Consider the following 18,903-nt stretch of genomic DNA (forward strand, 5'->3'; position numbering starts at 1 on the left):
ATAGACGAACACCCGCTGCGTGCCGCCCGCGCCGATAGCGGTGATCGCGTTCTCCGCGAAGAAGGAGTCCCTGCTCCGCACCGGGACCGGAGGCATCAAGGCCGACGTGGACGGCACCCACCACGTCTGGTTCGACGACGAACTCGACCAGTAACGCAGCACGTCAGACGCGAAGCCATAGGCGGATCGCAACGAGGGTTACCGTGCCGTGGAAGACGTAGGCGCGCTTGTCATACCTCGTGGCCACGTCCGGGAGGTCTTGAGCGCGTTGATCGTTCGCTCGACTTCGTTTCTGCGTTTGTAGATCGTCCTGTCGAAGCCGGCGGGCCGACCGTCGCAGGTAACGGCGATTACGGCGGGATGAATACGCCTAATAGGCATGTGGGTTGGCCGGTTGGGCCGGTCGGTTGGGGCCAGAGCAAGACGTCTGGGATATACGCAGCGCCAGGAGTGCTTCGACAAGACGGACGCGGTTACCGTGCCGTGATTCGAGCCGTTCCCAGAGCCACCTCCCAATTGGCCAGAGCCTTCGAGCTCTTCACGAGAGCGAGGACTTTGGGCAGGGCTGGGGCCACGGACGGCTGATGGGGTGGTGCGCCCGAGAGCGCTTCTATTAGGTCGCCAGGGTGGTCGGGCGACCACGGCCTCCGTGGTCGCCCTGGTCGATCCGCTCACTGCAGCGGCCATCGGCGTCCCGGTCTTCGGTGAGCGGCTGAACGCGATCGCCCTCACCGGCACGGCCCTGCTGCTCTTCGCTGTGCTCTTCCTCGCAGCCCACGAGGAACTCGGATCAGCCGGGCAGTGGCGCTGGTCTTCCTCGCCTCTGCCGGCTGGTCCCTGTTCCACCTCTGCTTCCAGCAACGGGGGCGACACCTGCAGCGGCTACGCAAAGTGACCTGCTGCAGAATCCTGATCCATCTCCTCCAACCACCCATCGGGCGGTGCTGTGGCCCGACTTCGATCTGCGGTGGCGGTACGACATGCACCCCGAACTGCCCGCCTTCCAGGGCCAGGTCCTTCAGGACGTCGAGCTCCTCGAATGGACCGGCAGCGACATAGCCCAGAGAACAGTCGCTGTCAGCTTCCGCTTCCTCTGTAGCCGACTGACCATCGCCAACGCCCTCGACGAGAACGGGCTGGCCTTCGGGCCACCCGAGTCGCGCTACCGACGTCACTCACTGCGCCACAGCACACGCCCCGAAACCGGGAGGAATTGTCAAACTCTGTAGACGGCTTGCGTGGGAATCAGGATGGTGTTCGCGATGAGTGGGTTGCGCCGTAGCCGGAGAGGACTTGGATCTCCGTACGAACCGGACGAGACCCGGGGCAGTGTCAGGCCTTGGCCCGCAGGTGCTCCTGCGCCCATTCCTCGAAGCTGGTGAGTGGGATTCCGAGGGCCCTTGCGTACTGCGGGCGGCCCGGCTGGCCGGCCACATTCAGCCACTCGTGAGAGGCGGCGTACGCCGGCATTCCGGCGGCGAGGGCCTCCTCCTCGGTCATGTTCGGTGCGGAAAGCTGCGTGCCCAGTGCGCGGGAGAGGATCTCGGCGATCTCGGTCATCGACAGGTAGTCGCTCGCCAGCTCCAGCTCGACGCCGTCGAACCGCTCCGGCGCGGAGTGGGCCGCGGCGGCTGCCCTGCCGATGTCGTCCACCGCGACCAGGGACACGCGGGTCTCCGGGTTCAGGACGCTCACCAGGCCGCCCTCGATGCCACGCGGGAACAGGAACGCCATGGACGGGAGGAAATTCTCCATGAAGGTGGCCGGCTTGAGGAGTGTCCAGTGCGGGAAGCCGGCCGCGCGGAGCCGGTCCTGGATCGCGCTCTTGGCGCTCATTGTGGGTTCCATCGCAGCCCAGCGGCCTTCGGCCCAGCCGGGAGTTTCGGTGTGCCGGCCGGCGCCGGAGACGGACGTATGCACGAACTGCGGCACTCCGGCGGCCTTCGCGCCCTCGATGAGGTTGGTGCCCTGGGCCACCTCCCCTTCGAAATCGAACCCTTCCGCGGTCATGGCGGGCATCTGCACGGAGAAGACGGCGCGGACGCCGTCGGCGGCCCGGACCACGGAATCGCGGTCGTGAAGATCGCCGGTGACCAGTTCGGCGCCGAGCGCCTCGACGGCCTTGGCCCGGTCGGTGGCCCGGTCGCGCACCAGGGCCCGGACGGGTACGTCTGCCGCGCGCAGGGCACGGACAGTGGCACCGCCCTGTTTGCCGGTGGCGCCGGTGACCAGGACGGGCGCGGAGTCTGTGGACATGATGCTCCTCAGGTGCGCGGCGAATAAACGGCGGGGCCCGCCATTTCTGCTCCGGTACGATATGGCGGGGCCCGCCACTTAGCAAGCACGGAGAGGACGCCATGCCGGACCGACAGCGCGCCGACGCCCGGCGCAACTACACGAGGATCCTCGCCGTGGCAGAGGAGGAGGTCGCCGCCCAGGGCGCCGCCGCCTCCCTGGAACAGATCGCCCGCACCGCGGAGGTCGGCTCGGCGACCGTGCGCCGGCACTTCCCCACCCGCCGCGCACTGCTGGAGGCGGTCTCCCGGAAACGGATCGAGGCCCTGTGCGCCCGCGCCCACGACCTGACCGGCAAGGACGACAGCCGGGACGCGCTCCTGGAGTGGCTGGGTGACGTCGTCGCCTACTGCGTCCGCGCCCGGGGCCTGGCAGCCGCGCTGGCCTACGACGGCGCCGGGTCCGACCCGGTGCATGAGAACGCCTGCTCGGCGGCGCTGGAAGAAGCGGCAGACCCGCTGCTGCGCCGTGCCAGGCAGGACGGCGCGGTGGTGGCAGGCGTCACCGTCACAGACCTGATCACGCTGGTCGTCGGCATCGCCCTGGCCACGGAGCACTACCCCGACCCCGCCGCCCGGGCGGAGCGGCTGTTCCGGCTGGCCGTGGCGGGACTGAGCCCACAGAGCTGAACAAGACGCACGACCGGCAGAGCCGAGAACGGGCCTGCACCTTTCCTGGCGCACTCACCACTGAGCACCGTGAAGGACTACATCGACAACCAGAAGCGGCCGGCGTGACCGTCACCCCGCAGACGCAGAGAACTCCGGCACTTCGCGCCTCCGGTCCGGGCCGAGGATCGCACTCCCGACCGGCCTGAAAGCCGGGACTCCCTGCGAAGAGCAAAGATGGGTCACGAGATCGAGGACATGTGGCCGGACGGACGGCTTGTCGGCGAGATCGGACTGGCTCACGCCACCGCAGCGGAGCTCGGAGTTCCGCTCGTGCTGCTGTCCGGCGACGACACCACCTGCGTCGAGATGGCCAATTGGGACTCCTCGGTGACCACTGTCGCCGTGGAGTACACGCGCGATCTCTACCGGCTGTTCGGCGTCTGGACCCGCGTGGCGACCGCGCTCACCAACCAAGCGCCCTACTGCTGAGTCCGGCCCTCGCTTCAGTAGCGTCGAGCGCGGTTCCGGACCAGTCGGCCGGGTTTGCGGATCCGGCTACGGCCGAGCTCATTGCCAAGGTGCGGCTGGAGTACGTTTTTGAGGTCACAACTCGCCGATAAGCGCGGTCACTTGGCACGCTCACCATCACCCCTGCCTTGCTGTCGGCGTGTCAGCCTGTTGGCGTATCCGGGCGGCCTGGCCAGGCCGTGGGATGCCGTCTGTTGCTCCAGCGGTAGCGTGCCGTCCATGACGCGTACGCAACGCACCGCAGCAGCGTCGGCCCCTCAAGCGGCTGCGGACTCGGAGGCTTCTTCTGGTGGGCCTGCGCGGGTGACGGAAGGCGGTGGCGTGACATCCGTACGATCACGGGCCGGACTGGCCACGTCATGATCATGGCACCGGTTCTCGTACGGGCCGGTGTCCTGGCCTTGGTGCTCCTCCCCGGCGCCCTCGGCCTTTACCACCTGGTCGACAACGCCGCGTATGACGGCTGGCTGTACGGGAGTTGAGCCGGGACGGACGCGGGATGCCCCCGGGTGACGATTCGACAGCTTCGGCTGCTCGGCGCGGTGCGGGGCGGCAGGACCCGGGCCATGCCTGCACAGGACCGTGCCGAGAACGGACTGTCACCGGATGCGCCCGCTCTCGTACAGTCCGGGGTGCCAGCGTTCCGTTACGGCCATGCCCAGCGGTTGACCAGGAGAAGAACCATGGACCCCGAGACGAGTTCCGGCTCCCTTCCGTACGGTCCCGCAGCTGGGCGGCCGGTGCCCGAAGCCGAGCCTGAACTCGTGCAGAGCTGGCGTTCGCAGGGAGGCGAGCTGGTCGAGCTGCTGTCCGAGGTGCGCCGACGGTTCGGCGGCATCGCCGCGTTCCGGCTCGGTCCGGCCCGCACGGTTCTCGTCACCGACCCACAGGCGGTCCAGCACATACTCGCCCGGCACCCGGAGCGCTACGTCAAGCGCTCCCACCGCGCCCGTGTGCTGATAGGCGACGGCCTCCTGGCCGCCACCGGTACGGCGTGGCAGCGGCAACGCCGCGTGCTGCAGTCCCAGTTCACCGGTACCGGGATGCGCCGCTACGAACATCGGATCACCGAGGCCGCCCGGACCACCGCCGGCCGCTGGGGCGGTTACGCCCGTACCGGGCAGAGCCTTGATGTCGGGCGGGAGATGCGACGCTTCGCCCTGGACGCCATCTGGCGCTCCCTCACCGGGCACCCCCTCGATGACGGGACCGAGCGCGAACTGACCGCCGTGAACGCCGTGGCGGCCGCCCTTCCGACGCTGCCCACTGACGTCACCGACGCCCGCGACGCCGTTGCCGCCGATCTCGCCCGGATCGACGCGGTCGCCCAGCACGCCATCGAGGCCGCCCGCAGCGGGCCGGCCGGCCCCGACGGCCCGGGCCTGCTGCACGTCCTGATCGACGCCGCCACCGAGCGCCCCGAATACACCGACCGACTGATCCGCGACGAGTTGGTCACTTTGCTCGCGGCCGGACACGAGACCACCGCCACCACCCTGACCTGGCTCTACCTGCTTCTCGACCGGCACCCCGCGGCCCGCGAACAAGCTCTCGCCGCCGGCGGCGAAGGCTCAGCGCAACGCCGCCAGGCCATCCAGGCTCTGGTCCACGAGACGCTCCGGCTCTACCCGTCCGCCTGGATCCTTCCCCGCCAGGCCACTGCGGACGACATCCTGGCCGGCTACACCGTCGAGGCGGGCACCGACATCCTGATCTGCCCGTACCTCACGCACCGCGATCCCGAACTGTGGCCGGGCCCAGAGCACTTCGACCCTCAGCGCTTTCGCGCCCCGGACGGCCGGCCTGCCCACCCGGGCGCCTACTTCCCCTTCGGTATCGGTCCCCGCGCCTGCCTCGGCCTGCAATTCGCGCTCCGCGAATCCACCGTCCTGCTCGAACACCTGCTGCCGGTCCACACCCTGGCCTTCCACTCCACCCCCACGAAGGCGGTGTACGGCCTCACCGTCCGCCCCGACGGCCCCACTCCCGCAACCTTGGGACCGCCACGCACCTGAAGCGGGCGCCGGCGGCGGCTGCATCCCGACCCGATTGGGACGGTGGGCGGACGGGACCGCCGGAGGAGCAGGCCCGGCACGCATGATGCGCGCGGGCATCCTGGCTCCGGGCACCCGGATCGAGGGGGAGCACCGCGGCCACCGGCATACCGCCACCGTCGATGCCGACGGAGTGGTCACTCTGGCCGGCGGCGACCGTTTCACCAGCGTGGACGAGGCCGGAAAGATCGTGTGTGGCACGCGCCGCTGTACCGGCATGGCTTTTTGGCACCTCGTCACCGACAAACGGCCGGCGCCTGTCCCTGCGGGAGGTCCGCAACCAGGCCCAGCAGGCCGGCCACCTCACCGCTGCCCGCACCAGGTGACTGAGCATTGGGTGCTGGGAACGGTGTCACCCCGGTGGGCAGTGGGGCCAGTACGCAAGGACGGCACACCCGCAATATCCCGATCGGGTTCACCTGGAACGGCTCGGAGATCGTCATGTGCACTACGAAGAACGAGATCTTGCTCATCCACGGATCCGCCGAGCGTGGTCTCATCGAAGTCCGCCAGGAAATGTCGCGGTGGGATGCCGGGAACCCGGGCGCGGCTTAGTCCCCGCAGTGAACACTGGCACCATGGGCCGCACCGCATCAAGGAGAACATGATGGCCAAGTACCTGTTGCTCAAGCACTACCGGGGCGCCCCGGCGGCGGTCAACGACGTGCCGATGGACCAGTGGACACCGGAGGAGTTCACGGCCCATGTGCAGTACATGCAGGACTTCGCCGACCGGCTCGAGGGCACCGGCGAGTTGGTCGACCACCAGGCGCTCTCCTCGGAGGGCACGTTCGTCCGCTACGACGGCCACGGGCGGCCGCCGGTGACCGACGGCCCGTTCGCGGAGACCAAGGATCTGATCGCCGGCTGGATGGTGATCGACGTCGAGACCTACGAGCGGGCGCTCGAGCTGGCCGGGGAACTGTCCGCGGCTCCGGGGGCGGGCGGCAAGCCGATCCACGAGTGGCTCGAGGTACGCCCGTTCTACGCGGCCTCCCCGACCGTCACGGAGTGACGCATGGTCGACGAGTCCCTGCTGCGGACGCTGACCCCCACGGTGATCGGGATCCTCGGCCGTCGCGGAGCTGACTTCGCGGCGGCCGAGGATGCCGTGCAGGAAGCCCTGGTGGAGGCCGTGCGCGTGTGGCCGCAGGACCCGCCGAAGGACCCCAAGGGCTGGCTGGTCATGGTGGCTTGGCGTAAGTTCCTCGACGCCGTCCGCGCCGACACCTCCCGGCGGAACCGCGAGGAACGCGTCGAGGCCGAGCCCCTGTCCGGTCCGGGCGAGGCGGTGGACGACACGCTCCAGCTGTACTTCCTGTGCGCGCACCCGTCCCTGACGCCGGCCTCGGCGGTCGCGCTGACACTGCGTGCGGTCGGCGGGCTGAGCACGCGGCAGATCGCGCAGGCCTACCTCGTGCCGGAGGCGACGATGGCCCAGCGAATCAGCCGGGCCAAGCGGACCGTTGCGGGTGTCCGGTTCGACCAGTCCGGTGACGTCGCCACGGTGTTGCGCGTGCTCTACCTGGTCTTCAACGAGGGCTACTTCGGCGACGTCGACCTGGCCGGCGAGGCGATCCGGCTCACGCGCCAGCTGGCGGCCAGGATCCACCATGAGGAGGTCGCGGGCCTGCTCGCTCTCATGCTGCTCCACCACGCACGGCGCCCGGCACGCACCGGCCCCGACGGCAGGCTGGTGCCTCTTGCCGAACAGGACCGCAGCCGGTGGAACACCCGTCTGATCGCCGAGGGCGTCGACGTGCTCCAGGCGGCTCTCGCCCGCGACCGCCTGGGCGAGTTCCAGGCCCAGGCCGCCATCGCCGCACTGCATGCCGACGCCCGGAGGGCCGAGGAGACCGACTGGGTGCAGATCGTCGAGTGGTACGACGAACTGGTGCGCCTGACCGACAGCCCGGTGGCCCGTCTCAACCGGGCCGTCGCGGTTGGCGAGGCCGACGGTCCGCGGGCCGGCCTGGCCGCCCTGGCGGGGCTCGACCCCGCCCTGCCCCGGCACACCGCCGTCGTGGCGTACCTGCACGAGCGTGACGGTGACGCGGTCACCGCGGCACGGCTCTACGCCGAAGCCGCCCGCTCGGCGCCCAGCCTCCCCGAACGTGACCACCTCACGCGCCAGGCCGCCCGGCTCAACGCGCAGTTGCGCACTTGAGCGGCGGGCGGGAGGCATGTACCGAGCCGACGGGGGTGGTCTGCTTACCAGGCGCGGCTCAGTCACTTGTGCTTCGCGAGGCATGTGGGCCACGTCCGGGACCGAGGTCGTGTGCGACCGCGGTCACTGCAGGGCGACCAACTCGAGCGGAGTTCGGTCCGCCGCTCAGCAGCCGGGCGGGATCCGGTCCTGCGGCCCGTCAGCCACCTCGGCCGCGCCGTCGTCCAGCTGCGCCCGCTTGGCCACCGCCGGATCGGTCGAGTCCGAGACCAGCTCCGCGATGCGCAGGGTGCACTCCCACTCCGTCATCTTGCCTTTGATCACCACCAGGTATGACTCCTGGTCGGCGAAGCGGTACACGTGGCGCCGCTTCTCGATGATGTTTTTTCTCGGTACATACGTGTGGAGGGCAGCACGGAGTGCCTTCAGTGCCTGGTCCTTCGTTTCCTGCCCACGGCAGATGAACTCGGTCCTGTACTCGTCGCCGTAGTAGTACTCCGCGATCACGACCCAGTTGCCCATGCCCACTTCCCCTCGGCGCCGTTGCCAGTCAGCCACAGCTCAGCCTCCGGAGCAAGAGTGATGCAGACCGAGGGACGGCCTCTGTGCGAGAGCGGCGGATGGGACGAACGACCGACCACCGCCGCATCGGGTGGTTCCTGCCGTCAGCAGGGGACCGTGGTCCAGAATCAGGGCATGGACGTCCCGAACTGCTGGAAGCCGTTTCACCCTCCGCCCGGCCACCGAGGTGCGACGGCAGACGCCCATCTCCGGTGCCGGTGTCCTGCGACCGATGTGGGACATCGGAAACCGAACCCCGACCGGCGAACCGGTCCTCGACATCGCCCGGCTCTGGGTGGAGTTCACGCCCTTCCTGGAGCCCGGTGGGCAGGCCTCGATACGACTCGCTCCTCTTGACCCCTCACAGTGGCAGCACCTTCGGTCCGGTCAAGTGATCACCATGCACGAGGACCGGTCTGTCGCAGGCACGGCGGTTGTCCTGGAGGTTTGTCGACCTGGCTTTGCCGGTGGCGTCCGCGGGTAGCGGGAGGTTCGCCTCACGTGGTCAGTGGGCAGGAGCAGACTGATCATGTGGCCGCATCTCACAACGTCTCTCGTCACGTCCATACCGATCTCGCTTGGGTGCTGTCGATGAGGGCCCGTTGATCACCCCGTCTTCCTGAGCAGGCCCTGATTTCGGTGGCGGCAGGACGCTGGAGCGTTCGTGCGTTTCACAAGACCGGCAATTTTCCGTGGGTGGGGGAACAGGCCCGAGCCCATCAGGCCCGGAGCGGTTCAACAGAGCGAAGCCGGCCCGGACGGGCGGTGATTCCGGTGAGGATGAGGTCGATACCGGCGAGGAATTCTCCTCGGTCGTCGAGGCTGCGTAGCCATTGCGGAATCGAGGTCGGCACCCAAGTGGAGGTTGCAGTGAATAGCCCTGACATGTCGAGCGGTGCGCGTCTGACCGCCCATAGTGGCGTCTCCACATCCCTTGCCCTGTGCAGCGATCGCGCCCTGAGCGAGCTCGTGGACACGGCCGTACCGATCGGATCCGGCATCGGCGGGAAGTCGGCCCTCCTGGAGATCGACGGAACTCCGATCTTCGTGAAACGGGTGCCCCTCACCGACCTGGAGAGGCAGCCTGAGCACGTCCGGTCCACGGCGAACCTGTTCGAGCTGCCCGTCTTCTGCCAGTACGGCATCGGCACCATCGCCGGGTCGGGCTTCGGGGCCTGGAGAGAACTCGCCGTGCACACCATGACCACGAACTGGGTCCTCGCGGGGGAGTGCGAGGCCTTCCCGCTGATGTACCACTGGAGGGTGCTGCCCGACTCGACGCCCCTGCCCGAGGAGTTGGCCGACGTCGAACGGGCTGTCGCGTACTGGGGCGGCGGATCGCAGGTACGCCACCGGATCCAGGCTCGCCAGCAGGCTTCGGCGAGCGTCGCGCTGTTCCTGGAGTACATTCCGCAGAACCTGCACCAGTGGCTGGGCACTCAGCTCGAAGCAGGAGACCAGACCGCCAACCGGGCCTGCGCCATGGTGGAGAGGGAGCTGGCAGCCGGCACCTCGTTCATGAACAGCCGCGGGCTCCTGCACTTCGACGCACATTTCGAGAACATCCTGACCGACGGTCGGCGCCTCTACTTCGCGGACTACGGCCTGGCAATCTCCTCCCAGTTCGAGCTGTCGCAGGACGAGGCCGACTTCTTCGCCCGGCATCAGCCCTACGACCGCTGTTACACCGCCACGTATCTCGTGAACTGGCTGGTCACCGCCCTGTTCGGATACCAGCGGGAGGACCAGGACGGCCGCTACGAGCTGGTGCGCGCCTACGCGCAGGGCAAGCGCCCCACCGGAATCCCGGAGGAGGCCGCGGCGATTCTCGCCCGGCACGCGCCGATCGCCGCCGTGATATCGGACTTCAACCGCAAGTTCCAGCGACAGAGCAGGCAGACCCCGTACCCGCTGGAGGAGATCCGCCGGCTTGGCGGGATGCCGAGCTCGTCCATCTACTGACGGACGTCGCGGCTGTGGCACCCGGCCCGATCATGTCGCGGTGCTATTACGGTGGGGCACTCAGCTCGGGCCGAGGGTGCCGGTCACCACGTCGACGGCATGGCGGCGGTGCGCGGCGAAGAGCTGGAGGGCGGTGTCGGCATCGCGGGAGCGCAGCGCGATGACGAGCTCGCGGTGCTGACGCGGGATGCAGCCGAGATACCCCTGGGTGCTGAGGTTGATCCGGGTCAGCAGGAACAGGTGGACCTGGCACCGTATGCCCTCCCACGCATCGGCCAGTCGCTGGTGGCCGGCTGCGGCGAAGACGGTGTCGTGGAAGGCGATGTCCAGGCGGACCATCTCGTGCGCGTCCGTAACGCGGTCCATCACTTCGGCCGCCTTCGCGACGGACGCGAGGTCCTCGTCCGAGGCGCGAGCGATCACCTGCCGGACAGCAAGGTCCTCCAGGGCGCCGCGCAGGCTGTCGAGCTCGGCGACGTCCTCGGCAGACAGTGTCGTCACCGTCGTCCCGCGGTGCCAGGCGCAGTGGACCAGGCCCTCGCGCTCCAGCACACGCAGCGCTTCGCGCACCGGGCCGCGGCTGACGTCCATCACGCCGGACAGCTCCACTTCACGCAGCTGGGCGCCGGGGGCGTAGGCCCCGTTGAAGATGGCCTCCCGGATCCGGTCCGCGACCTCGTCCGCCAGGCCGCGACGGCGAGCCGGGGCGACCTTGCCCTGATCACTCATGTCTGACGTGCACCTGCTTTCTTGCACCTTCCCAGCCAACGTCCTAATGTTAACATTTCATGGTTGTCCTAATGTCAACATTAGGGCGGCTGGTTGGTGGCCCCCGCGCCCGTGTCCTCAGAAAGGCAGCGCCGTGACCGTTCTCGACTCTCCGATCCCGCGGTTCCACCTGGCCATGCCGGTCGATGACCTGGCCGCCGCGCGCCGCTTCTACGGCGACACGCTGGGCCTTGAACAGGGCCGCAGCGCGGACACCTGGGTGGACTGGAACCTGCACGGCCACCAGGTGGTCACCCACCTCGCACCGGAACGCGCTCAGCGCATACACAACCCGGTCGACGGCCACGACGTCCCGGTACCGCACTTCGGCCTGATCCTCACGATCCCCGCCTTCCAGGAACTCGCCGAGCGGCTGCGCACGGCGGGCACGGACTTCGTCATCGCGCCCTACGTCCGCTTCGAGGGACAGAAGGGCGAGCAGTGGACGATGTTCCTCCTCGACCCGGCCGGCAACGCACTGGAGTTCAAGGCGTTCGCCGACGACTCCCAGGTCTTCGCCGCCTGATCCCGGCACCCCGCCATCCTCATCCCCGCGTTCGAAGAGAGACGAGAAGACCGTGAACGTGTTCCAGATCGGCGCCGCCGGAGGCGTCGGGCGCCGGCTCGCCGAGCTGCTCACCGCCCGCGGCGACCAGGTGACCGGCATGCACCGCGACTCCGCGCAGGCCGCCACCGTCCGCGCATCGGGTGCCACCCCCGTGATCGGTGACCTGATCAACGATTCCGTGGAGGAGCTCGCGGCGAAGTTCACCGGGCACGACGCGGTCGTGTTCTCCGCCGGAGCCCACGGCACCGGCATGGACAAGACGACACTCATCGACGGCAAGGGCCTGGAGAAGGCCACCGACGCGGCCGCACACGCCGGGGTGCCGCGGTTCGTCCTCGTCTCGGTGTTCCCCGACGCACTGCGCGACGGCAAGCGCGACGAGGGCTTCGAGCACTACATCAAGGTCAAGAAGACCGCCGACGTGTACCTGGCCCGCACCGCCCTGGACTGGCTGATCGTCCGCCCCGGCACGCTCCTCGACACCCCCGGCACCGGCCGCGTAACGGCCGGTCCCGCGGTCGAGTACGGCGATGTGCACCGCGACGACGTCGCCGCCTTCATCGACGCCGCCCTCCACGAGCCGCGCCTGCGCCGCTTGATCGTCGAACTCACCTCCGGCGACACCCCCGCAGCCGACGCCGTCGCCGCCCTCGCGACAACGACCCGCTGAACCCGGCTACCCGTCTCCGGTACGCGAGGACCGCATCCTGGATGGGACCCGTCTTTCGGCGGTTGCCCTCGGTCTGGTGCGGCTGTTCGGAATCAGTGTCGGCGCCGCGGCGTGCCGCGCACTGATCGGGAGGGCTGTCTATGTGCGGTCCGGGTGTGGCGAGGTGATGTGCTCCGGGGGTGTTTCGGGTTTGGTGTGGAGGACTTCGCGGGCTTGTTCGGCGGCACGGGTGATGCTTTCACTGATGAAGTCGAGGAAACGGGCGATGTTCTCCAGGCGGGTGGCGGCGGGGGTGTGGGGGCCGAGGACGGCGATGCCTTGGCGTGCGGTTTCGACGAGTTGGTCGTTGGATCGGGCGCCCGCAATGGTCGCCTGGTAGAAGAGTTCGTCGTCGACGACATAGCGGTCGCGGCGGCGTTCGTCGCGTTCTCGGCGGACGAGGCTCTGGCTCTCCAGGAAGGCGATCGCCTTGGAGATGGACGCCGGACTGACCTGGAGGCGCTCGGCGAGTTGGGATGCGGTGAGGCTGCCCGCATCGGTGGTGAACAGGCAGGTCAGCACCCGGGCCGTCATCTTGGTCAGGCCCGAGGACATGAGGGCGGTGGTGAGCGTCTCCTCGTATTCGGCCACGGCCTCGGCGTCGCGTCCGTGCGGCTGGGGGAGTGACTCCGGGCCTCGGGGGGAGGCGGGCCTGCGTCGGTGGGTGCGGCGTTCGGTGGCGCGCTGGGCCAGGTCGGCGCGGTAGGCGGTGGGGCCGCCGTTGCGCATCACCTCGCGCGTGATCGTCGAGGTCGGACGGTCGAGGCGGCGGGCGATCTCGGCGTAGGGGAGGCTGTCGGCCAGCCCCAGCGCGATCTGCTGGCGTTCCTGCTGGGTGAGCCTGCCTCCCGGCATCGCGGTCTCCTCGGTGATCCTTCGTAGCGGTCTCTGCTCCCCCAACTGTAGCGTTCACGTTTCATTCATTGCAATGATCGGCGCAGCGGTCGTTGCGTTAGGTTGCAAACCACTATCGATAGCTACCTGCATGGATAGGAGGTTTCCGCAACGGATGTGTTGTCGACCGTTGGAATGCAACGTAGCGTTTCTGATATCAGAAACAGTGAGCCGTCAGCGGATCGCGGAGTTGCCGGGCGGGGCGACCTCCCCAAGGGGCGACTCGAAGCCGTCCGCGTGATGCAGGCTGAGGCCCCGGGGGAGAGGGGCCCGGCGCGGCGCGGAACACCTCGTGACGTTGGCGGTGAAGGCCTACGACGTGGGCAGTGGGCGACGGGGCCGTGCGGTACGTTGCGGGTCATGGACATGACGCGCCTTGATCTTGCCCGGATCCGCGAGGCCCGCCGTGATATCGACCCGATTTTTCTGGATAGTCCGCTGTACCAGTGCGACGCGTTGGGACGCGAGCTCGGCTGCACGGTGAGCGTCAAACTGGAAACGGCGAATCCGGTGCGCAGCTTCAAGGCCCGCGGCACCGAACATGTCGCCAGTCTGCTGGCCGGCCAGGGCCGCACCGCCGCGGTGTGCGCCAGTGCCGGCAACCTCGGCCAGGCACTGGCTTGGTCCGGTCGTCGCCGCGGCCTCGACGTGACGGTCGTGGCATCACGCAGGGCGCCCGCTGCCAAGCTCGACCGGATCCACACGCTGGGTGCGGAGCTGGAACTGGTCGACGGCGACTTCGAGATGGCCCGCGAACGGGCCGCGCATATCGCACAGCGGCGCGGCGTCCGGCTGGTCGAGGACAGCCTCGACATCGAGACCTGCGAGGGCGCGGCGACCATCGGCCTGGAACTGGCGAGCGTGGCGTCCTCCTTCGACGTTGTCCTGATCGCCCTGGGCGGCGGCGCGATGGCCACCGGTGTGGGATACGTGCTGAAGAGCCTTTCGCCGGACGTCGAGGTGATCTGCGTGCAGCCCCTCGGCGCACCCGCGATGACCCGCTCCTGGCACGCTCGCCGGGTCGTCACCACCGACTCGATGGACACCATCGCCGACGGCGTCGCCGGCCGGTACCCCATCCCCGCGGTCCTGGACGACCTCCTCACGGTGGCCGACGACGCCGTCCTGGTTCACGAGGCGTCCATCGTCACGGGCATGCGCATGCTCCTGGAGCGCGCGGGCCTGGTCGTCGAGCCCTCGGCGGCCCTCGGCGTCGCGGCCGTCCTGGAAGACCGTGACCGCTTCGCCGGCCGCCATGTGGCCACCATCATCTGCGGCAGCAACGTCGACCCGGACGCCTACCACCGCTGGGTCCGCACGTGACCTTTCGGGATACGTTCACGGGTCTCACCGCCTCGGGCGGTGTCACGGACCACTGCAAGCCACAAGCCCGATCGTCATTCCCTCCAGCCCCTTTCCCCGACAGGTGATCACAACTCCAGACAGGCCCTAGCACTCACAAAGCGGCGGACGGCATGATGTCCATCCGGAGCCTGAGGGGGTAAGCCATGAGATCGCGCCTGCAGTGGACCCACGGCCGCGGAGAGCGTGTCAGCGTTGAACGCAAGCAGACGTACACGGCCGAGATCTTGGTGAAATTCTTTGTCCTGGTCGGCCTGCTGTATATGCCGGTTCTCATCTTCGATTGGGGTGAGTGGATCCCCTTCGCCGGAGCCGGCGCCTACCTGCTCTGGGAACTCGGCCGTATCAACAGCGCACTCGGCGAGCTCGCCGACCTCTGGAACGAGCAGCATCAGCAACGGCAGGAGTCGGCTCGCAGCGCCTCCCTCCAGTGAAACGGTCACGGCCAGACGCAGCTCCGGCAGAGCGGGGCCGAGTTCTCGACTTGCGCGGGAGCACTGGGTGAGCGTTCTCCTACCCCTGGGGCCACCGTGGTACCGGGCGGCTCCAGCGGTAAAAACGGCGACGGCCTGGGCATGGACCAGGGATGGGACGCTTTGAGGGGCATGCTGTATTGATCACCGGGGCGGCACGCGGTATCGGCGCCGCCACTGCCCGCAGGTTCGCGATGGAGGGCGCCCGCGTCCTGGTCACCGACATCGATCCGGCCGAGGCGGAGAAGACGGCCGCCGCTATCGGGTCGGCCGAACCGTTCGTGTGTGACGTCGGCTCGCGGGAATCCGTCGAGGCTGCCGTCGCGTACGCCGTGGACGCGTTCGGCTCGCTGGACGTGCTGGTCAACAACGCCTACGCGTGCGCCCCCGATGCCCCACTCTTCGAGGAGGAGCCGGACGAGGTGTGGGCCCGTGACCTTGACATCACCCTCACCGGCGCCTTTCGCTGCTGTCGTGCCGCGCTCCCGCAGCTGGCTGCCTCGGGCCGCGGCGCCATCGTGAACGTCGGCTCCGTCAACGGCCTGATGGACTTCGGCAACCACGCCTACAGCGCCGCCAAGGCGGGGCTCGGCTCGCTCACCCGCACCCTCGCCGGGGACGCGGCCGCACGCGGGGTCCGCGTCAACCTGGTCGTCCCGGGCACCGTCCGGACCGCGGCATGGGAGGGTCGGGAAGCCGACCTGGAGCGTGTGAGCGGCCTGTACCCGCTCGGCCGCGTCGGTGAGCCGGACGACATCGCCGCTGCCATCGCCTTCCTCGCCTCGCGCGACGCGTCCTGGATCACCGGTACGACTCTGTGCGTGGACGGCGGACTGCTGGCCGTCAACACCGCGTTTCAGCACGCGGGTTGGGGCAGCTGACGCAGCGCGGTGCGGCCGCGGCACGGGGCCCGCCCCGGGGACGGCCGCAGTGCCCCCATCAAGTAGTACTCGATCGCGTGTCAGCGGCCTCAAGGGCCGGACAGGCAACTGCCCCGCGCTACCTTCGGTTGTCCTGCGAACCTGAGTATCGGCGATGACCTGTTCGGAAACGTCGTGGTCCTGCTGGTTGAGCCCACCGCGGAAGTAGTTGAAGTCGTCGTCAACGAGGCCGCTGCTCTTGGTGGTTGCTCCCGCTCGCGCCGGGTGATCCCGAACGCCGCATCCGCATCCGCATCGAAGTCGACGAAGCCCGCTTCCCGCACACGCATAGACGGTCACATGCCGCGAACTCGCCACCAATTTGATCGATTGATCGCTATGATGGGTTCATCGCGCGAAACTCGATCGTGCGAGCCGTCGTGCGGTCGCGCCCCCAGGCGGCGCGGCCGACGTGGGTGAGAGCGGTGGGGACATGCGGGAGTCGGCGGAGAAGCGGCAGAGCCGGATCGCGGAGGTTGTGCGGGGCCGGGGCATCGCGCGTATCACCGACCTTGCCGACGAACTCGGCGTCTCCGTCGTGACCGTGCGCCGGGACGTCGAGGAGATGGCCCGGCGTGGCGAGGTGCGCCGCGGGCACGGGGTGGCGCGTTCGCTGCGACCGGTGCCCGCGGAGGCCGAGACCGGGGGCGACGCCGTCGCCATGGTCGTTCCGGAGAGCAACACGTACCTCACCGAGGCCGTGCAGGGTGCGCGGGAGGCCGCGGCGAAGGCCGGTCTGCGGCTGGCGCTGCACATCGCCGCCGGTGACGCCGGGTCGGAGCGCGAAGCGGTGCGTCAGGCACTGGCCGCCGGTGCACGCGGGCTGCTGCTGTCGCCGCACTGGCGCACACGGGCGGAGGCGGAAGAGGACCACTCGTGGCTGACCGCCCTGGACGTCCCCACGGTGCTGGTGGAGCGGCGCCCCGCACGGGCCGGCGGGATCTACTCGCTGGACAGCGTGCGCTCGGACCATGCGTACGGCGTGCACCTGGCGCTCGGGCACCTGGTCGGCCTCGGACACCGGCGGATCGTGCTGGCCGCGCGTGACGACAGCCCCACCGCACGGGTCATCCGCGCGGAGTTCGCCGAGCAGACCGCCGCCCGGGGGCTCGCCGAGGGGTGCTCCACGATTCTCAGCTCGAGCACCGCGGGTCCCGACCCGCGCGTCGCCGACCCGCGGGCGGTCGACCTGGCCGAGGTGGTCGGGGAGAGCGACGCGACGGCGGTGCTGATCCACAGCGACATGGACGCGCTGATGCTGGTGCAACGGCTGCAGACAGCCGGAATCGACGTGCCGGGACGCTGTTCGGTGGTCGCGTACAACGACGTGGTCGCCGACATGGGACCGGTCCCGCTGACCGCGGTCGCCCCGCCCAAGGCGGAACTCGGCCGGACCGGGGTCGAGTTGTTGCTGCGCCGGCTCGACATGGCCCGCGGCGGGCTTCGGCCCGGTGCCACCCGCCATCTGGAACTGCTGCCGGCCCTGGTGGTGAGGGAGTCCACGGCTCCGCCGGCGGTCTGATCCCGTCCAGGGCCGCCTGACATTCAGGCGTCTATATATTTGACGTCTGTTCGTTTGACCGTTTTAGTTTCTTCTGTTCGATGTATTGACGCCTTTTTCGTCTGCCGCTCAGGATGCCCATAACCCAGCAACGATGCGGGAGGGCCCATGCCTGGTCGACGCCCAGCAGCCAGAAGCGCACGTGCGGCCGTGACAGCGCTGCTCACGATCTTCGCCATGCTGCTGGCGGCGGGCTGCTCCGGTGGCGGAAAGGGGGACGGCGCCGGAGACGGGCCGGTGCACGTCACCTTCTGGTCGGCGCTGCGCGGCAGCCAGGAGGTCGTGGACGAGTACAACCGCACCCACACCAGGATCAAGGTCGACTTCGAGCAGGTTCCCTCGGGCGATCAGGGCGGCTGGGCCAAGCTCAGCAATGCCGCGCGGGCGGGCAACGCCCCTGATGTCGCCACCATCGAGTACCCCCAGTTGCCCAGTTACGCCATCGACGGTGTGCCCCGCGACATCACCAGGTTGTTGCCCGACTCGGTGCGCCGCAAGATCCTGCCGCAGGCGCTGGACCTGACCACGTTCGAGGGGCGCACCTACGCCCTGCCGGTCGACATCGAGCCGATGGTCTTCCTCTACCGCAAGGACCTGTTCACCAAGTACGGCATCCCCGTCCCCAAGACCTGGGCGGAGTTCGAGAGTTCGGCCCGCAAGCTGAAAAAGGCCCGGCCCAGCTCCCGTATCGCCAGTCTCTTCACCACCGGCGGGACGCTCGCCATGGCCGGCCTCGCCTGGCAGGCGGGCGCGCAGTGGTACGACACCTCCGCCACGTCCTGGAACGTCTCCATGGACGACGCCCCCACCCGCAAGGTCGCCGCGTACTGGCAGCGCCTGGTGGACGACGACCTGGTGCGTGTCGAGCCCTCGTCCAGCCAGCAGTGGCGGGCGCATCTGCAGAGCGGGGAGACGGCCGGCTGGCTGGCGGGCGCCTGGGCCGCGGGCTCGATGATGGCGTCCACGCCGGGCGGCAAGGGCAATTGGGCCATCGCGCCCTCCCCGCAGTGGGACCCGAGCAAGCCGTCGCTGGGCACCCAGGGCGGCTCGACCTTCATGGTCACCAAAAACAGCGAACACCCCAAGGAAGCCCTGGACTTCATCACCTGGATGGTCACCAGCCCGGACGCGCTGCGCGCCAAGCTCTCCAGCGGTGTCAGCAGCGCGTACCCGACCGTGCCCGACCTGGTTCCGGTCGCCCGCAAGGAGATGGACACCGGCTACTACTCGGGCCAGGACATCTTCGGTCTCTTCCAGAAGCAGGCGGAGCTGATCTCCACCCGATGGAAGTGGGGGCCGCGCATGGTATCGACGATCAGCTCCGGCGACGACGGGCTCGCGCGGGCCGGCGCCGGCAGCGGCACCATCCTGGAGGCGCTCCGTGAAGCGCAGAGCAAAACCCTGCCCGACCTGAAGAGTCTCGGCCTGTCCGTTACCACCCGCTGACCGGCCGCCGCGTCACACCACCCC

Annotated in this window: 19 protein-coding genes and 3 pseudogenes; 17 read left to right on the top strand and 5 right to left on the bottom strand. The window is 69.0% G+C overall.

Going from position 1 to position 18,903, the window contains the following annotated elements; translation table 11 throughout:
- The first annotated feature begins 19 nt into the window (after positions 1 to 19).
- Positions 20 to 154, top strand: coding sequence for a hypothetical protein (locus AB0I18_RS06330; RefSeq protein ID WP_363104209.1), 135 nt, complete (start codon positions 20 to 22; stop codon positions 152 to 154).
- A gap of 9 nt (positions 155 to 163) precedes the next feature.
- On the opposite strand, the pseudogene AB0I18_RS06335 reads toward AB0I18_RS06330, so the two are convergent.
- Positions 164 to 333 (bottom strand): annotated as a pseudogene (locus AB0I18_RS06335) (transposase); the annotation flags it as partial.
- Positions 334 to 649: 316 nt separating this feature from the next.
- On the opposite strand from AB0I18_RS06335, the gene AB0I18_RS06340 reads away from it, so the two are divergent.
- Positions 650 to 895 (top strand): hypothetical protein, encoded by a 246-nt coding sequence (locus tag AB0I18_RS06340; RefSeq protein WP_363104210.1) that lies wholly within the window; start codon positions 650 to 652, stop codon positions 893 to 895.
- Between the two features lie 437 nt (positions 896 to 1,332).
- On the opposite strand, the gene AB0I18_RS06345 is transcribed toward AB0I18_RS06340, so the two are convergent.
- Positions 1,333 to 2,256 carry an NmrA family NAD(P)-binding protein gene (locus AB0I18_RS06345; protein WP_363104211.1) on the bottom strand — a complete coding sequence of 308 codons (924 nt, stop codon included), beginning with the start codon at positions 2,254 to 2,256 and terminating at the stop codon, positions 1,333 to 1,335.
- A gap of 101 nt (positions 2,257 to 2,357) precedes the next feature.
- Here AB0I18_RS06345 and AB0I18_RS06350 point away from each other — a divergent pair, with 101 nt between their 5' ends.
- The 6 genes and pseudogenes from AB0I18_RS06350 (at position 2,358) to AB0I18_RS06375 (ending at position 7,655) form a co-directional block, all read left to right on the top strand.
- Entirely contained in the window at positions 2,358 to 2,924 is a 567-nt protein-coding gene (locus AB0I18_RS06350; protein WP_363104212.1) for a helix-turn-helix domain-containing protein, read from the top strand.
- A 216-nt stretch (positions 2,925 to 3,140) separates the two neighbouring features.
- Positions 3,141 to 3,395: a M55 family metallopeptidase gene (locus AB0I18_RS06355; RefSeq protein WP_363104213.1), complete on the top strand. Its 255-nt coding sequence runs from the start codon at positions 3,141 to 3,143 to the stop codon at positions 3,393 to 3,395.
- Between the two features lie 323 nt (positions 3,396 to 3,718).
- Positions 3,719 to 3,916 (top strand): annotated as a pseudogene (locus AB0I18_RS06360) (DUF6336 family protein); the annotation flags it as partial.
- Between the two features lie 201 nt (positions 3,917 to 4,117).
- Positions 4,118 to 5,449 carry a cytochrome P450 gene (locus AB0I18_RS06365; protein WP_363104214.1) on the top strand — a complete coding sequence of 444 codons (1,332 nt, stop codon included), beginning with the start codon at positions 4,118 to 4,120 and terminating at the stop codon, positions 5,447 to 5,449.
- Between the two features lie 646 nt (positions 5,450 to 6,095).
- Positions 6,096 to 6,503, top strand: a complete 408-nt coding sequence (locus AB0I18_RS06370) for a YciI family protein (RefSeq protein ID WP_363104293.1) — start codon at positions 6,096 to 6,098, stop codon at positions 6,501 to 6,503.
- A 3-nt stretch (positions 6,504 to 6,506) separates the two neighbouring features.
- On the top strand, positions 6,507 to 7,655 hold the full coding sequence (locus tag AB0I18_RS06375; RefSeq protein ID WP_363104215.1) for a sigma-70 family RNA polymerase sigma factor: 1,149 nt from the start codon (positions 6,507 to 6,509) through the stop codon (positions 7,653 to 7,655).
- A gap of 165 nt (positions 7,656 to 7,820) precedes the next feature.
- Here the strand turns inward: AB0I18_RS06375 and AB0I18_RS06380 are convergent, their stop codons facing one another.
- Complete coding sequence (locus AB0I18_RS06380; RefSeq protein ID WP_363104216.1) at positions 7,821 to 8,177, bottom strand: hypothetical protein; 357 nt, start codon at positions 8,175 to 8,177, stop codon at positions 7,821 to 7,823.
- A gap of 205 nt (positions 8,178 to 8,382) precedes the next feature.
- Between AB0I18_RS06380 and AB0I18_RS06385 the strand changes: the two are divergent.
- Positions 8,383 to 8,700: pseudogene (locus AB0I18_RS06385) on the top strand (hypothetical protein); the annotation flags it as partial.
- Between the two features lie 401 nt (positions 8,701 to 9,101).
- Complete coding sequence (locus tag AB0I18_RS06390; RefSeq protein WP_363104294.1) at positions 9,102 to 10,178, top strand: protein kinase family protein; 1,077 nt, start codon at positions 9,102 to 9,104, stop codon at positions 10,176 to 10,178.
- A 60-nt stretch (positions 10,179 to 10,238) separates the two neighbouring features.
- Here AB0I18_RS06390 and AB0I18_RS06395 read toward each other — a convergent pair whose 3' ends face one another.
- Positions 10,239 to 10,907 carry a GntR family transcriptional regulator gene (locus AB0I18_RS06395; protein ID WP_363104217.1) on the bottom strand — a complete coding sequence of 223 codons (669 nt, stop codon included), beginning with the start codon at positions 10,905 to 10,907 and terminating at the stop codon, positions 10,239 to 10,241.
- Positions 10,908 to 11,040: 133 nt separating this feature from the next.
- Here AB0I18_RS06395 and AB0I18_RS06400 point away from each other — a divergent pair, with 133 nt between their 5' ends.
- Both AB0I18_RS06400 and AB0I18_RS06405 read left to right on the top strand, forming a co-directional pair.
- Entirely contained in the window at positions 11,041 to 11,472 is a 432-nt protein-coding gene (locus AB0I18_RS06400) for a VOC family protein (protein ID WP_363104218.1), read from the top strand.
- 52 nt (positions 11,473 to 11,524) lie between these two features.
- Positions 11,525 to 12,184, top strand: coding sequence for an SDR family oxidoreductase (locus tag AB0I18_RS06405; RefSeq protein WP_363104219.1), 660 nt, complete (start codon positions 11,525 to 11,527; stop codon positions 12,182 to 12,184).
- A 138-nt stretch (positions 12,185 to 12,322) separates the two neighbouring features.
- Here AB0I18_RS06405 and AB0I18_RS06410 read toward each other — a convergent pair whose 3' ends face one another.
- Positions 12,323 to 13,078: a helix-turn-helix domain-containing protein gene (locus tag AB0I18_RS06410; RefSeq protein WP_363104220.1), complete on the bottom strand. Its 756-nt coding sequence runs from the start codon at positions 13,076 to 13,078 to the stop codon at positions 12,323 to 12,325.
- 399 nt (positions 13,079 to 13,477) lie between these two features.
- On the opposite strand from AB0I18_RS06410, the gene AB0I18_RS06415 reads away from it, so the two are divergent.
- The 5 genes from AB0I18_RS06415 (at position 13,478) to AB0I18_RS06435 (ending at position 18,879) form a co-directional block, all read left to right on the top strand.
- Complete coding sequence (locus AB0I18_RS06415; protein ID WP_363104221.1) at positions 13,478 to 14,440, top strand: pyridoxal-phosphate dependent enzyme; 963 nt, start codon at positions 13,478 to 13,480, stop codon at positions 14,438 to 14,440.
- Between the two features lie 185 nt (positions 14,441 to 14,625).
- Positions 14,626 to 14,913: a hypothetical protein gene (locus AB0I18_RS06420; RefSeq protein ID WP_363104222.1), complete on the top strand. Its 288-nt coding sequence runs from the start codon at positions 14,626 to 14,628 to the stop codon at positions 14,911 to 14,913.
- Between the two features lie 152 nt (positions 14,914 to 15,065).
- Positions 15,066 to 15,833 carry an SDR family NAD(P)-dependent oxidoreductase gene (locus tag AB0I18_RS06425; protein WP_363104223.1) on the top strand — a complete coding sequence of 256 codons (768 nt, stop codon included), beginning with the start codon at positions 15,066 to 15,068 and terminating at the stop codon, positions 15,831 to 15,833.
- A gap of 472 nt (positions 15,834 to 16,305) precedes the next feature.
- Positions 16,306 to 17,394 (top strand): LacI family DNA-binding transcriptional regulator, encoded by a 1,089-nt coding sequence (locus tag AB0I18_RS06430; protein WP_363104224.1) that lies wholly within the window; start codon positions 16,306 to 16,308, stop codon positions 17,392 to 17,394.
- A 189-nt stretch (positions 17,395 to 17,583) separates the two neighbouring features.
- Positions 17,584 to 18,879 (top strand): sugar ABC transporter substrate-binding protein, encoded by a 1,296-nt coding sequence (locus AB0I18_RS06435; protein WP_363104225.1) that lies wholly within the window; start codon positions 17,584 to 17,586, stop codon positions 18,877 to 18,879.
- The last annotated feature ends 24 nt before the right edge of the window (positions 18,880 to 18,903 follow it).

Origin of the sequence: Streptomyces sp. NPDC050704, assembly GCF_040654355.1 — a bacterium.
Taxonomy (GTDB): Bacteria; Actinomycetota; Actinomycetes; order Streptomycetales; family Streptomycetaceae; genus Streptomyces.